General features: G+C 63.8%; 9 protein-coding genes. 5 read left to right on the forward strand and 4 right to left on the reverse strand.

Features of this window, described 5'->3' with window-relative positions; all coding sequences use genetic code 11:
- Nucleotides 1-16 precede the first annotated feature (16 nt).
- The 3 genes from KMZ68_RS18495 to KMZ68_RS18505 all read left to right on the forward strand — a co-directional run bounded on the left by KMZ68_RS18495 (nucleotide 17) and on the right by KMZ68_RS18505 (nucleotide 6,217).
- Nucleotides 17-2,695 carry a DEAD/DEAH box helicase family protein gene (locus tag KMZ68_RS18495; RefSeq protein ID WP_215612622.1) on the forward strand — a complete coding sequence of 893 codons (2,679 nt, stop codon included), beginning with the start codon at nucleotides 17-19 and terminating at the stop codon, nucleotides 2,693-2,695.
- Between the two features lie 382 nt (nucleotides 2,696-3,077).
- On the forward strand, nucleotides 3,078-4,139 hold the full coding sequence (locus KMZ68_RS18500) for a lysylphosphatidylglycerol synthase transmembrane domain-containing protein (RefSeq protein ID WP_215612623.1): 1,062 nt from the start codon (nucleotides 3,078-3,080) through the stop codon (nucleotides 4,137-4,139).
- Between the two features lie 251 nt (nucleotides 4,140-4,390).
- Nucleotides 4,391-6,217, forward strand: a complete 1,827-nt coding sequence (locus tag KMZ68_RS18505) for a hypothetical protein (protein ID WP_249779649.1) — start codon at nucleotides 4,391-4,393, stop codon at nucleotides 6,215-6,217.
- 6 nt (nucleotides 6,218-6,223) lie between these two features.
- On the opposite strand, the gene KMZ68_RS18510 is transcribed toward KMZ68_RS18505, so the two are convergent.
- The gene (locus tag KMZ68_RS18510; protein WP_215612625.1) at nucleotides 6,224-6,835 is read right to left on the reverse strand and encodes a DUF2147 domain-containing protein; all 612 of its coding nucleotides are present in this window, start codon (nucleotides 6,833-6,835) and stop codon (nucleotides 6,224-6,226) included.
- 137 nt (nucleotides 6,836-6,972) lie between these two features.
- On the reverse strand, nucleotides 6,973-8,001 hold the full coding sequence (locus KMZ68_RS18515; protein WP_215605889.1) for an NAD(P)/FAD-dependent oxidoreductase: 1,029 nt from the start codon (nucleotides 7,999-8,001) through the stop codon (nucleotides 6,973-6,975).
- A 180-nt stretch (nucleotides 8,002-8,181) separates the two neighbouring features.
- On the opposite strand from KMZ68_RS18515, the gene KMZ68_RS18520 reads away from it, so the two are divergent.
- Complete coding sequence (locus tag KMZ68_RS18520; protein ID WP_215612626.1) at nucleotides 8,182-8,637, forward strand: acyl-CoA thioesterase; 456 nt, start codon at nucleotides 8,182-8,184, stop codon at nucleotides 8,635-8,637.
- 75 nt (nucleotides 8,638-8,712) lie between these two features.
- On the opposite strand, the gene KMZ68_RS18525 is transcribed toward KMZ68_RS18520, so the two are convergent.
- Nucleotides 8,713-9,033: a 2Fe-2S iron-sulfur cluster-binding protein gene (locus KMZ68_RS18525; RefSeq protein ID WP_215605887.1), complete on the reverse strand. Its 321-nt coding sequence runs from the start codon at nucleotides 9,031-9,033 to the stop codon at nucleotides 8,713-8,715.
- A gap of 152 nt (nucleotides 9,034-9,185) precedes the next feature.
- Entirely contained in the window at nucleotides 9,186-9,533 is a 348-nt protein-coding gene (locus KMZ68_RS18530) for an Hpt domain-containing protein (RefSeq protein WP_249779401.1), read from the reverse strand.
- Between the two features lie 426 nt (nucleotides 9,534-9,959).
- Here KMZ68_RS18530 and KMZ68_RS18535 point away from each other — a divergent pair, with 426 nt between their 5' ends.
- The gene (locus tag KMZ68_RS18535; protein ID WP_215612628.1) at nucleotides 9,960-15,122 is read left to right on the forward strand and encodes a hypothetical protein; all 5,163 of its coding nucleotides are present in this window, start codon (nucleotides 9,960-9,962) and stop codon (nucleotides 15,120-15,122) included.
- Nucleotides 15,123-15,181: the final 59 nt, after the last annotated feature.

The raw sequence follows: 15,181 nt of genomic DNA on the forward strand, positions 1-15,181 counted from the left end.
CCTTACGTACCTTTTCATGCCGCTAAGCGAGCATTTCCCCACCGATCCATACGTCATTCTCGATCCCGCGATACGCTGGTATCCCGGCGACGAATTGCTGCTGACCGAACTCCGTGGAAAGCTGATCCCGCCGCTGGTCGAAAAAGTCCGCCGGGGCGTAAAGGCGTGGCGCGACAGCGGTTATACAGGCGGATCGGAAACGACGCGGGCATTGCTCCGCTTCTGGTTTCAGCAGGAGCATCTTGTGCCCCAGGCGGACGGAACGATCGGTCCCTTCCGCTGGTATTTCGCCCAGCGCGAAGCGGTGGAATCCGCAATCTGGCTCTACGAAATCGAGAGCGCGCGCAGCCCCTACGCCATGATGAAATACGACTCGTCGGACGCTATCTCCAAGCAAATGTTCGACGAGGATTGGGCACGCTATGTGATGAAGCTCGCCACGGGGGCGGGCAAGACCAAGGTCATCAGCCTGCTTTTGACCTGGTGCTATTTCCACAAGCTCTACGAGCCGGACTCCCCACTCTCGACCAATTTCCTTCTCGTCGCGCCGAACATTATCGTTCTTGATCGGCTGCGGACCGACTTCGACGGCGGAAAGATATTCCGGGATGATCCGCTGTTGCCGCCGGATGGTTACGAAGGGCGAGATTGGGATAGCGACTTCCAACTCACGGTGCATATCCAGGACGAAATCGGGTTCGTGCCGGAACAAGGTAATTTGTTCCTGAGCAACATTCATCGCGTTTACGAGGGAGGCAAGGACCCTTCATTCGACGACGAAGACACGACGGATTACTTTCTGGGAAAGAAGCCGGTTGCAAAGACTACGGATTCCAGCATCGATCTCGGCGTCATCATCCGGGACGTGAACGATCTCGTGGTGTTCAATGACGAAGCGCACCATCTGCATGATCCCAACAGCGCATGGTTCAAGTCGATTGAAGATATTGCCATGCGACTCCGGCAGAAGGGCTCCGACCTGTCGGCGCAATTCGACCTGACGGCGACGCCTCGTCGCAACGACGGGTCCATCTTCGTGCAAACCATCAGCGACTATCCGCTGGTGGAGGCGATCCGTCAGGACGTGGTGAAGACGCCGGTGCTTCCCGACGCGGCATCGCGGGCGAAGCTCACTAAACACACTTCATCGAAATTCACCGAGGAGTATGCCGACTATCTTCATCTCGGCTTCCTCGAATGGAAAAAATCCTACGACGAACTCGCCAAGATGGAGAAGAAGGCCGTCCTGTTCGTAATGACGGACGATACGAGGAACTGCGATGAGGTGGCCGCGCATCTGGAGGCACGTTACCCAGAATTGAACGAGGCGGTTCTCGTCATTCATACCAAGAACAACGGCGAAATTTCGGAAAGCGCGTCCGGGAAGAGCAAAGAGCAGCTAAACCAGTTGCGGGAGCAGAGCAAAACCATCGACCACTGGGACAACAAGCATAAGGCTGTCGTGTCCGTGATGGTGCTGCGCGAAGGCTGGGACGTGCAAAACGTCACGACCATTGTAGGCCTGCGGGCTTACACCAGCGAAGCCAAGATTTTGCCCGAACAGACACTAGGGCGCGGATTGCGACGGATGTTCCGGGGCCAAGGCATCGACGAGAAAGTTTCGGTTGTCGGTACGGACGCTTTCATCAATTTCGTGGAGGGCATCAAAAACGAAGGCGTGGACCTTGATTACCGACCGATGGGAGACCGGACACCAGGCGCCGGTCCGATGGTCATCGAGGTAGACCGCGAGAACAAGGCAAAAGATATCGAGGCGCTAGATATCGAATTGCCGCGGCTGACGGCTCGCATCGAGCGCGAGTATAAAAATCTCGATGCACTCGATCCGCTAACGTTCGGCAACAAGCGGCTTCCCGTGAAGAATTTCTCCGAGGCCGAGCAACGCGATATCGTATTCACGGACCTCGACACCGGCGATCAGAGTCACATCACCCGCATGGATATCGGATTTAATCCAACGTACCAGAACGTCGTAGGGTTTTTTGCGCGCACCATCATGCGCGACCTGCGATTGGTCGGCGGTCAGGATATTCTGTTCGGGAAGATCAAGACGTTCATTCAAGACCGCCTTTTCGAGAAGTCGATCGACCTCGAGGAGCTGAATATCCTCAGAAACCTTTCGGAGATCGCGGCGACGAGGACGATCTTCGAAACGTTCAAGAAGGCGATCAATGATCTGACGGTGGTCGATCGCGGCAATTCGCAAGTCCGGGACCGGATCAAGATGAGCCAGTCGCGTCCCTACGCCGTCAAGCAACAAGGATACGTACTGGCCAAGAAGTCGATCTTCAACAAGGTTGTCGGCGACAGCGATTTTGAACTCAAGTTCGCCAGCTATCTGGATGGCTGCGACGACATCGTGTCTTTCCTCAAGAACGACCGTCAGATGAACCCGAGCTTGTTCATTGAATACCAGAATGCAGACGGTTCGATCTCTAATTACTTCCCGGATTTCCTGCTGAAACGATCCGCGAAAGAAATCTGGGTCATTGAGACAAAAGGTCGGGAGGACCTGGACGACCCGCGAAAGTGGGAGCGCTTGAAGTCATGGGTTGCCGACGCCACCGCCCGAACCGAAGGCATTGTCTACAAGGCCATGTTTGTGCGGGAAGAGGAATGGGAAAAACGGAAATTACACGGTTTTGATCAGGCCATCGCGGCGTTCGCCGATTAGCGTGTAGGGCGTATAAGCCGAAGGTGCAATCCGCGGATGCGCAGAGTGGAGCCGACGGATTACGCTTCGCCGTTTCGTCCTCGCGGCCCTTCGCTGCGGGATGTTTCTGGCACTCGCCAAAACCTCGCGGCGGAACGCCGGAACACCGCCCGTCCGGAACGATTGACACCGGTCAATGCCGGGACTCGAATCTTCCGCGTTAAGGCATATGTACGGAGTGTGACAGCCGCGCCGGCGAAGCACCAAGCTGGCGTTGTCAAGGGACTGCACAACGCGGCTTTTTTGCCCTATGGGTCTTCGGATATCGGGCGATTGGGGTAATGCCTGTCATCGATCGCTGCGAAAAGGCCTGCAACTGGTTGCCGCCCTGCCGGGAGGACGAATGCATCGACTGCTGACCGCGCTGAGGCGTGGCTTCAAGGAACGGATCGGCTGGAAACGGCTTGGAATCGCCGCGAGCCTCGTCATCATCTTCTTCGCCATCAACACGATGGTTCGCACGCTGCGGGGCGTCGATACCGGCGTCATCCTCACCGCATTGACCGAGATTCCTCCTGCGAACATCGCGCTCGCCGCGCTGTGCGTGATCGGCGCCTTCTGCACGCTGACATTCTATGATTTCTTCGCGCTGCGGACCATCGGCAAGAAGCACGTGCCCTATCGCATCGCAGCACTTTCGAGCTTCACCAGTTACACCATCGGACACAATATCGGCGCCACCGTTTTCACCGGCGGCGCGATCCGCTTCCGGATCTATTCGGATTACGGCCTCTCCGCCATCGACGTCGCCAAGATCTGCTTCCTTTCCGGGCTCACCTTCTGGCTCGGCAATCTGTTCGTGCTGGGATTCGGCATGGCCTGGCATCCATCGGCCGCATCCGCGATGGACTTGCTGCCGCCGGCCATGAACCGGCTGATTGCGCTCGGCTGCCTCGCGGGCATCGCCGCCTATTTCGTCTGGCTCGTGACCGGCAAAAAACGCCGCGAGCTCGGGCAGAACGGCTGGAAGGTGGTGCTGCCCTCGGCGCGGCTGACGCTGCTGCAGGTCCTGATCGGCGTGGTCGATCTGGGTTTCTGCGCGCTTGCGATGTATCTGCTGATGCCGGCGCAGCCCGGCATCGATTTCATCTCGCTGGCGGTGGTGTTCATTCTGGCGACCCTGCTCGGTTTCGCCAGTCATGCGCCCGGCTCGATCGGCGTGTTCGACGCCGCCATGCTGGTGGCGCTGCCGGAATTCGGCAGGGAACAGCTGCTGGCCACGCTGGTGGTGTTCCGGATCCTGTACTTCCTGATCCCCTTCGCCATCTCGATCTCGATCATGGGCACCCGTGAGATATGGCTCAGCGTCGTGCTGCCCTGGCAGGAACGCCGCCGGCTGAGCGGGGCCTGCACGGCTTCCGCCGCGGCGCGGCGGCCGGTGCGGAAACGGCAGGCGCAGGGGTAATAGCCACGTAACGGCCACGTTATCCGGTCCGTTATGGGTTCTCTTATTTTCGCCCCACCGGTAACGTCAAACGCGTCATGGCCCGAACTCCTGTCCGCCTCATTGTGCTCGCAGCGCTGCTCGCGGCGGCGCCGGCCGCGCTGCCGGTGCAACCGGCGGCGGCGCAGACCGCCCCCTCAGCGGTAGAGCAGAGCGCGCCGGCGGCAGCACAGGGTGCGCCGGCGGCAGCGCAGGGCGCGCCGGATGCACCGATGCAGATTTCGTGGGAGGTCCGCAACCGCTTCCGGCTGTTCCGCGAGGAGCGCGATTTCCTGCTCCATACCGATGCGGCGCCTGGCCGCAGCATTCTCGCTTCCGAACAGGCGCTGGAGCTGCAGAGCGACGGCCGCGGCTGGGCCCGCAATACGGTGAACCGGCTCTGCATCGACCTGTTGGGCCGCGTCAGCGAGCCCTGCACCCGCGACAGCATCAAGGAAAGCTACCTGACGCCGACGGAACATCCCGTCACCCTCCGGCTGACCGGCCAGGTTCCGGTCGGCGCCACCTGCGCCTGGACGCTCGACGATGGCGACGGTCCGCGGCAATCCACCTTCGACTGCGCCGAGCCGGTCAATTTCCGCGCCCGCTACGGCCGGCCCACCGTCGCCAGTGTGGAGGTCTCCTCCGGTCCCGACGCGCCGCAGCGCGTCTCCACCGAGGTCATGGTGCGCGATATCTTCATCGCCGGCCTCGGCGACAGTATCGCCTCAGGCGAGGGCAATCCGGACCGGCCGATCGCCCTGTCGGATGAGGGCTTCTGCTTCCGCTTCTATCTCAGCAGCGCCAGCGCCCAATACTACCGCCCGAGCCGCGCCGGCTATAAGGGCGGACGGGCCTGCGAGGCGCCGGATACGGTGCAGAATTGGCAGCGCCAGAGCGCGCTCTGGTTCAATTCCGCCTGCCATCGCTCGCTGTACAGCTACCAGACCCGCACCGCGCTGGCGCTCGCCGTGCAGCATCCGCACATCGCGGTGACCTATCTGCCGCTCGCATGCACCGGCGCCACCATCGCCGACGGGCTGTTCGGCTCGCAGCGCGCACGCGAATGTCCGCCGACCAAGGCCGGGGCCAGATGCTCCGGCACGGTCAGCGCGCAGCTCGCCGAATTGCGCGAAGCCGTTACCGCGGCGAAGCGCCGGCAGCCCGAGCGCAGTCTCGATCTCGTGCTGCTGTCGGTCGGCGCCAACGACATCAATTTTTCCGGACTGGTCGCCGACGTGATCGTGGACACTTCCACCGAGCGCGTGCTGTTCCGGCGCTCGGGCGTGATCGGATCGGTCGACGATTCCCGCGCGGTGATGGCGCGCGACCTGCCGCAGGGATTCGCCAAACTGCGCGAGGCGCTGAAGCCGCTGGTCGGCGACATGTCGCGGGTGGTCTATGTCTCCTATGCCAACCCGACGCTCGCCGAAGGCGGCGCGCCCTGCCCCGGCGGACGCGCCGGCTTCGACATTCACCCCTCCTTCAACGCGCGGCCGCAGCGCCTCGCCAACGTCTCCGATTATGTGCAGAACGAATTCCTGCCGCAGCTGAAGGCGCTGGCGCTGTGTCAGTCGGGCATCCTGTGCCGCGACCCGGCAGCCGATCGCATGACCTTCGTCGATGCCCATCAGGCGGCATTCGCAAACCACGGCTTCTGCGCGCGCGCGCCAACCGATCCGGAATTCGACCAGGCGTGTTTTTCAGCCACCGGCGAAAGCTTCGATCCCGACATCGTCGCGGCGGCCAGCCAGCCGATGCTGTGCGGCCGCAGCGCCGGAGAATACCGCGCCTATCTTCCGCGCGCGCGCTGGATTCGCGACGCCAATGACAGCTACTTCGCCGCGATGACCTATCCGGGCGGGCTGCCCGCTTCCAGCCAGCCCACCGATATCCATGACGCGACCTGGGGGGTGCTTTCCGCGGTGTATGGCGGCGCCGTTCACCCCTCCGCCGAGGGACACGCCGCGATGGCGGACGCAGCATTGCCGGCGGTGGCCTCGGTGCTGCAGCTCGATGCGGTCGAATCCGGGATCAACCCGGAGCCGGCGGCGCGCTGACCGGCGTCAACGCGCGGGTGCTGGTGCGCCGGGTGTCGGCGCCGGTGCGCCGGTCTTCTTCGGGGCGACGGGCGGCTTCCCGGGCGGCTTCATCGCTGCGGCCTGCGCCGGCAGGTATTTCGCAATGATGCCGGGATCGAGCTGGGCCATCGCCGTATCCGGCAACCGGACCCAGGTCTCGTCCTTGCCGAACAGCGCGATACCGAGATAGCCGCGCATGGTGAGCGTCTGCCCATCCGGGCTCACGGTCATTTTGGCCTTGTAGATCTTGCCGTCGCGCGGATCGAGAACGTTGCCGTTGTCGTATTTCAGTCCGTCGCGTTTCATGTCCCTGATGAAGGAAATGCCGAGCACCGGCGCGTTCTTGCGGTCGTCGACGCACTTGCTGCAAATCTCGTTGGGATCGTCACCCGGCCTTGGAAAGGTCTTGGCGATCACGCCTTCGAAGATTCCGTCGCGATCGACGAAAAGAAACCATCCGACCGTCTTGCCGTCTTCGATCTTCTGCCAGAGGCCGGCGGCCGTCGGCTGTGCGACCTGCCCTGCCGCCATCGTCGGGAACGACAGCGCCAGGACAATGAACGGCAGGGCCATGAATCTGGATTTCGCAGTCCGCATCGTCACCACCTGATCAATCCACAAAACAATGGCCCCAGACTAAGGCCATTTCGCGGATGGTTCCAGTGTTGCCGGCCGGCGACCGGAGGCGGCCGGGGCGGCCCGGCACGGCCCGATTGAACGGCATTTGCAGGCCGTCAGTTGACCCCGAGCTTCTTCTGCAGGCTGGAGGACGACGTCGTGTACTGAAACACCAGCCGCTTGTCCGGATAGACGTAGCGATGCGCCTTCTGCGCCATCAGCGATCCCTCGTGGAAGCCGCACAGGATCAGCTTCAGCTTGCCGGGATAGGTGTTGATGTCGCCGATCGCGAAGATGCCGGGCACGCTGGTCTCGAACGCCGAGGTCTCGACCGGCACCAGATTGTTCTCCAGCGCAATGCCCCAGTTCGCAACCGGGCCGAGCTTCATGGTCAGGCCGAAGAACGGCAGCATGGTATCGCAGGCGATCTTCGAGACGGCATTGTCGTTGCCCTTGACGGTGGCGCCGGTGAGCTTGCCGCCCTCGCCTTCCAGGCCCGTGACCTGGCCGATCTTCAAATCGAGTTTTCCCGATGCCACCAGCGCGCGCATCTGTTCGACACTGTGCGGGGCGGCGCGGAAATCGTCGCGCCGGTGCAGCAGCGTCACCCGCCTGGCGATCGGCTGCAGGTTGAGCGTCCAGTCCAGCGCGGAGTCGCCGCCGCCGACGATCAGCAATTCCTTGTCGCGGAACTGCTCCATCTTGCGCACGGCGTAGAACACCGAGGTGCCTTCATAGGCCTCGATGCCCGGCACCGGCGGACGCTTCGGCTGGAACGAGCCGCCGCCGGCCGAGATCACGACCACCTTGCATTCGAACACCTGACCGGCGTCGGTGGTGACGCGAAAGCCGGGATCGCCGATCTTCTCGATCTTCTCCACCATTTCGTTGAGGTGGAAGGTCGGATTGAACGGCTTGATCTGCTCCATCAGCGCATCGGTCAGGCCCTGGCCGGTGACGAAGGGAATGCCGGGAATGTCGTAGATCGGCTTTTCCGGATAGAGCTCGGCGCACTGGCCGCCGATCTTGTCGAGAATATCGACGAGATGCGCCTTCATATCGAGCAGGCCCAGTTCGAAAACGGCAAACAGTCCGCACGGGCCCGCGCCAATGATCAGCACATCGGTTTTGATCGCTTCGCTCATATCTGCTTCTTTTCGGTTGAACCTTCGCCGCTAGGCCAGAGGTCGCTTTTTGGCTGCGCCTGTCTAGCCAACGCTGCCGGTTGAGGAAAGCCATAAATGGGCGGCTGGGCTGTCCGGCAACCCCTTGCCGGGTTTGCATAACTGGGCTGTAACCGCACCAAACCTACGGAGACTGCCCCCGTGAACGCTCCTGCCCGTCTCGATTCGACCCCGCGCCTGGAAGATTTCCCCTACCGTCTTGCGGACAATGTTCGGTTTGCCGACCTCGACCCCAACCAGCACGTCAACAACGCGGTATATGCAACCTATTTCGAGACCGGCCGCGTCACCCTGATGAAAGACCGCAGTTACGGCCTGATGCCGTCAGGCGTCACCTGGATCATGGTGCGGCTCGACATGCATTTCCGCGCCGAGCTGCGCTGGCCCGGCACGATCGAGATGGGGCTCGGCGTCGTGAAATTCGGCCGCACGTCGGTGACGTTCGATCAGGTGGTGTTTTCCGAAGGCGTCTGCGTCGCCTCGGCGCGATCGGTATCGGTGCTGCTGGACGAGGCGACGCGCAAGCCGACCGCGCTCACCGAGGATATCCTCAAGAATTTCCAGCCCTGGCTGCGGCGAGGGTTCGACAGAGCCTAGGCGGCGAAGCGCCCGCAGCGTTTTCGAGCGAAGTGGGCACCGGTTCGCGTGAAGAAAACGCGTCAAGACAAGAGACTAAGCCTGCCGCTCCGGCGTCGTAACGATCAGGCCGTCGAGTTCGTCGGTCACCTTGATCTGGCACGACAGCCGCGAATTCGGCCGCACGTCGAAGCCGAAATCCAGCATGTCCTCTTCCATCGGCGACGGTGCGCCGACCTTCTCGCGCCAGGCTTCATCGACATAGACGTGGCAGGTCGCGCAGGCGCAGGCGCCGCCGCACTCGGCCTCGATGCCCGGGATGGCGTTGCGGATCGCCGCTTCCATCACGGTCGCGCCGTTCTCAACGTCAATGATGCGGGTTTCGCCGTTATGGTCGACAAAGTGAATCTTGGCCATGATTGCTCGTATTGTCGGGGGATTAAGACAGGTCCGGGCAGTCCTATAACGGGTCGATCCGCTCCGCGCCAGCGCCGGGAAGGAAAACCTGCGGCGCGGTTTTGGCGGGCCCCGGGAGCGGCCCGATCATACTGCCGGGAATCTGGACCGGATCAGGATCGGCGCAGGATCGCGTCGATGGCGCTGCGCGCTTCGGCCACCGCAGCCGCGAGCCCGGCAAGCGCCTCTGCCGGATCGTCGCCGCTGTGGATGGCGGCTTCCAGCCTGGCGGCGGTATCGGCCACGGCGAACGCGCCGATCGCGCGCGCCGAGCCCTTCAGGGTATGCACCAGGGCGCCGGCATCCGCGGGCATGGCGGCGAGAGCGCCGATCAGGCTGGCGGTCTGGGCCGAGAACATCGCCAGCACCTCGTGCTCGAGGCCGACATCGCCAAGTGTCATGCGGCGAAGGTGTTCGAGATCGAGCGGACCGTCATCGGGAGCGAGCGGCGGCGATGGCATCCAGTCAATCCGTTGCAGATGAAGCGGCATGGCGTTAGCCCAGATCTCCCGGCTCGATCGATCCGGGCGGCGATGTTTGCGCCAGCCAATCACGGAAATGGTTAACGGAACGTTTGGCGTACCCGCCGCAAGTTCGCCTTGTTTTCGGCGAAGAGTTGCCGCAATTAACCGACCGAAACGAGAATTTTGTGGAACCGTAAGGCCTTACGCGGCCCTGCTGTTAACGATGATTAAGATTGTATTAATCGCAGGCATTTCATTCGCATCGCTCTGCCAATAGGATGTTTGCGGATGTTAGCGGAGAAGGCGAGCAACGGCCGCGCTTTCGCTCCGCGCAGGGCACGACACCGGTTTCGAGCTTGCGAGGGGGCGTTCCAGCAAGACCGGCCCGGGTGCGTAAAAGTAGAACGAGGGCTCAGACTGAACATGGCGAACAATCCCAAAAAGGTCAAAGACCCTACCGAAGTCGCGCTCTCCGCCATTCAGGAAGCGCTCAACATCAGCGACGCGCCCGCCCCCGACAGCGCGCGCGGTTCGGTCCGCAGCGATGCGGCGCCCTCCAATGCGTCCGCGACGCCGACCTACAACGACAGCTTCGACACCCGCCCCAGCGACGACCGCCAGATCTACGAGCCGATCGAGGAGCCGCGCCCGGCCCGGCGCGCCGCCAATGACGACCGCGAAACCATCGGGCAGATCCTGCAGGCGATTCAGAAGGGCCGCCCCGCCCGCAACGTCTATACGCTTGCCACGCTTTTTGCCGGCGTCTGGCTGCTCGGCTGCGCGCTTCTGACCGTCAGCTTCTTTGCCTCGCTGCAGGCCGCGATCGGCCAGGGCCCCGGCGGCACGCTGGTGCTGGCCGGCCTTGCCGCGCTGTTCTTTGCGCCGGTGCTCTTGTTCTACTTCCTGGCGAGCCTGGCCTGGCGCGGCCAGGAGTTGCGCATGATCGCGCAGTCGATGGCTCAGGTCGCGATCCGTTTCTCGGAGCCCGAGGGCGCAGCCTCCGACTCGATGGTGACCGTCGGCCAGGCGATCCGCCGCGAGGTCGCGGCGATGGGCGACGGCGTCGAACGCGCCATCGCGCGTGCCGGCGAACTGGAAACCCTCGTCGCCAACGAAGTCTCCGCGCTCGAACGCGCCTACAGCGACAACGAAGTGCGCATCCGCGCCCTGCTGCAGGATATCGCCCACCAGCGCGACAACCTGGTCGGACAGGCCGAACAGGTTCGCAGCGCCATTTCCGGCGTGCAGATCGATCTGCGTCACGACATCGCGCTGATCTCGGACGCGATCGCCTCGCGCGTCGACGAAGTCGCGAAAAGCATCACCGGCGCCCTGGAAGAACGCGGCGCGCATATCACCGGCGCGCTCAGCCATGCCGGCGACAACATGATCCTCGCGCTCGGCGAGCGCGGCGGTGACCTGCTCGACCGTCTCGAGGAAGCCAGCGCCGAGACCACGCGCGCCGTGCTCGACGCCAGCGAACGCCTCACCACCAGCCTCAATTTCAAGACCGGCCACGTCCACGACGAGTTCGTCGATCTCGCCGATCGCGTGCATGAGATGCTGAACGAGCGGATCGACCGCATCACCAGCGAATTCGAGCAGCGCTCCTCCACCATCGTGGACGGCATTTCCGACCGCACCGAACAGGTTCACGACTCGCTGAAGAATTCCAGCGACTCCCTGCTGCTCGAACTCGAACTGCGCAGCGGCGACCTCGTCAACAAGATCGACGATGCCGGCAACCGCCTCGCGACCCAGATACTCACCTCAGGCGACAAGGCCAGCGAGGCGCTCGACGTCACCGTGAATTCGCTGGTGGCGAAGGTCGTCAGCCAGACCGAAACCGCGCACGACACGCTCTCGCTGCAGATGAGCGCGTTCGACGAACTGGTGAAGAACCAGGGCGGCGAGCTGGCCGAGAAATTCGCGCGCGACAGCGGCACGCTGGGCGCCCTGATCACCCGCCACATCTCTGAATTCGACCGCACCGTCAAAACCTTCGGCGGCGAAATCGTCGACCGCATGGGCCAGCGCACCCAGGACATCGCGGAAACGCTCAAGACCTATGTCGACACCTTCGACACTCGCCTGACCTCGAACGGCGGCGAGATCACCGCTTCGCTCGACCAGCGCCTGATGCAGTTCGAGACCACGCTGGAAAGCCGCGTCGCCAATCTCGACACTTCGCTCGACGGCAAGATCAAGTCCTTCGACGAATCGATCGACGGCCGGCTCAAGTCGCTCGAACAGAATTTCGACACCCGGGCGAAGTCGGTTACCGAGACCATCGACAACCGTCTCGGCACGCTGGCCTCGTCGCTGACCGACGGCGCCTCGCAGGCCGTCAATCTGCTCGACTCGCGACTGGCCCACCTCACCTCTTCACTGACCGACGGCACCGCGCAGGCGATCCAGTCGATCGACTCGCGGCTCACCCATCTCACCACGTCGCTGACGTCGGGCGCCGCGCAGGCGATCGAAGCCGTCGACCAGCGCATTGCCAGCGTGACCCAGACCATCGATGGCCGCAGCGCTCACCTGACCGACACCATCACGGCGCGGTTCCAGGAAATCCATCAGGGCATCGAAACCCGGGTCGGCGCGGTCGCCGGCGACATCGACATGCGCGTCGCGCAGTTCGAGGATCTGCTCGGCTCGCGCGTCGAAGCGGTGGCAGGCCGCATCGAGAGCAGCGGCCGGCAGGCCAGCGAAGGCCTGATGGCACGCGCCGAGGAATTGTCGCTCGGGATCAGGTCCCACGTCGAGGATGCGGAGCGTTCGCTGACCAACCTCGTGGTCAACACCAGCGAGACCATCCAGACCGGCGCCCGCGCCGCGCAGCAGTCGCTGCTGAACGTCTCGTCCGATGTCGGCGCCCAGCTCAAGCTGACCTCGGCGGAAGTCGAGCGCGCCCTCACCGCTGTCGGCACCGGCGCTGCAAACTCGATCCTGACCAGCGCCCGCGATGCGCAGTCGACCCTGGTGTCGGCTTCCACCGAGGCCGCCAACCAGATCAAGTCGCTGTCTGCCGACGTCGAGCGCACGCTCTCCGCAGCCGGCACGACGACCGCGAATTCGATCGTCTCCGGCGCCCGCGAGGCGCAGACCACGCTGGTTACCGCTTCCGCGGATGCGGCCAACCAGGTCAAGTCGTTGGCAGCCGACGTCGAGCGGTCGCTGTCGATTGCCGGGACTTCCACCGCCGAATCGATCACCGCAGGCGCGCGCGAAGCCCAGAGCACGCTGGTCAACGCTTCCACCGATGCGGCCAACCAGGTCAGATCGCTGGCCGCCGACGTCCAGCGCTCGCTGTCGATCGCCGGAACCTCCACCGCCGAGGCGGTCACATCAGGCGCCCGCGAGGCCCAGTCCACGCTGGTCGCCGCCTCCTCGGAGGCCGCCAACCACGTCAAGTCGCTTGCGATCGATGTGGAACGCACCTTGACGGCAGTCGGCGTCGACACCGCAGCGTCGATCCTCGCCAGTGCGCGCGAGGCGCAAACCTCGCTGACGGCGACGTCGGCGGATGCCGCCAGCCAGATCAAGGCGATCGCAACCGACATCGAGCGTTCGCTCGGCGTCGTCACCGCCAACACCACCGACAATATCCAGGCCAGCGCCCTCAACGCGCAGAGCGCGCTGGTGGCCGCATCGAACGAAGTCAGCTCCAAGGTCAAGTCGACCTCGGCTGAAGTCGAACGGACGGTTCTCGCCGCCAGCGGCACCTTCGGTTCCACCATGACCGGCAAGACCGACGAAATCGTCACCTATGTGCAGCAGCAGACCGATCGTCTGTCGCAGATCATCGATGGCAAGCGCGGAACGCTGGTTGAGGCGATCGGCTCCAAGACCAACCAGCTCACGATCGACATCGACCGTGTCACCGCCGATGCCCTGAAATCGATCGAGACCAGGGGCCAGGCGTTCTCGCAGTCGATGATGACCAACGGCTCCGACGTCGCGCGGACCATCACCTCCGCCGGCGAACTCGCCTCCGGCGCGGTCAACAAGTCGCTCAAGGACCTCGAGCAGGCATCGCGCGCGGCGATCGACCAGTCGCGCCAGGTGTCGATCGCGGCGGTGACCGAAATGCAGGAAACCAGCAAGATCCTGCGCACCGACACGGTCGCCCTGTTCGAGCGGCTGCGCGAAGGCAACATCCTGCTGCAGGAAGTGCTGACCGGCGCGCACGACAACCTCAACTCGCTGGAACGTGCTCTGGTGACCCGCGTGGCCGACTTCGTCTCCGCCATGAACGACGTCACCTCGCGCAACGGCGTCGCCACCCAGACCCTGGAAGACCAGTTGTCGATCTTCAACTCCAAGACGTCGAAGGCGCTGGAAGACCTCGGTTCGCTGTCCAGCCAGTTCGAGCATCACGGCCACGCGCTGGTCGAGGCAGCCGCAGTGGTCGAGCAAGCCAACCGCAGCACCACCGCCTCCGTCGCCGAGCGCAAGTCGGCGCTGGAATCGCTGGTCACCACCATCGATCTGCGCACCACCGATCTCGATCAGCGGCTGTCGCGCTTCACCAGCCTGCTGGATGAATCGCTGGCCGCCGCCGAAGAGCGCGCCCGCGACATCGCCCGCGTGGTTGCGGAAACCGCTGGCGCAGGTTCCGCCGCCATCAGCCACCAGTTCGAGGTGGTTCGTGAAACCGCCGAGGAAGAACGCCGGCTAACGGCGGAGACCATGACCGCGCTCTATCAGCAGAGCACGGAGGAAGCCGACGCGATGTTCAAGCAATCCGCGGACAAGTTCGCCCATATGGTGGCGAGCATGAAGCAGATGGCCGCGGAGATGCACAACGAGCTCGAAGCCACCCGCAACGAGCTGCGCCGTGGCGTGCTGGAGATGCCGCAGGAGGCCGCCGAGAGCACTGCGCAAATGCGCAAGGTGATCGTCGACCAGATCGAGGCCCTGGCCGAACTGAACCGGATCGTGGCCCATCACGGCCGCGGGCTGGACGTCATGACGACCTCCGGCCGCGCCAGCGTGCAGCGCGAGGAAGAGCCGCTGCTGGTCGCTGCCGGCGGACAGTCCCGTACCGCGTCGCGCGGCTCAGCCTCGAACCTGCCGCCGCCGGATCTCGGCATGCCGGCCCCGCGCCGCACCGAAGCCCCGCCGGTCAGCCCGGCGAGCTCCGACCAGGGACGCGACGGCTGGCTTTCCGACCTGTTGAGCCGCACCGATGCCGGCGCCAACCAGGCCCCGCGCGGCCGCGCACCGCAGCAGGCCGCAGGCGAAAATCCGCTGGCGTCGCTGTCGCTCGACATCGGCCGCCTGATGGATCGCAATCTCGCCGCCGAGATGTGGGATCGCTATCAGCGCGGCGAGAGCAAGGCCTTCACCAAGCGGCTCTACACCCCGGCCGGCCAGAAGGCCTTCGACGAGGTCGCCCGCAAGTACCGCGCCGACCGCGGCTTCAAGCAGACGGTCGACCGCTACATCGCCGAGTTCGAACGCCTGCTCGACGAAGTCGCGCGCGACGAACGGGGACCTGCGATGCTGCGCAGCCACCTCACCTCGGAGACGGGCCTGGTCTACACCCTGCTCGCGCATGCGGCGGGACGGTTGGGGTAAGGCTCGAGCCGATTGCGGAATCGAAACGGAGGCAGCGATGCCTCCGTTTTTGTTATCGG

The organism is Bradyrhizobium sediminis (assembly GCF_018736105.1).
Lineage (GTDB): Bacteria > Pseudomonadota > Alphaproteobacteria > Rhizobiales > Xanthobacteraceae > Bradyrhizobium.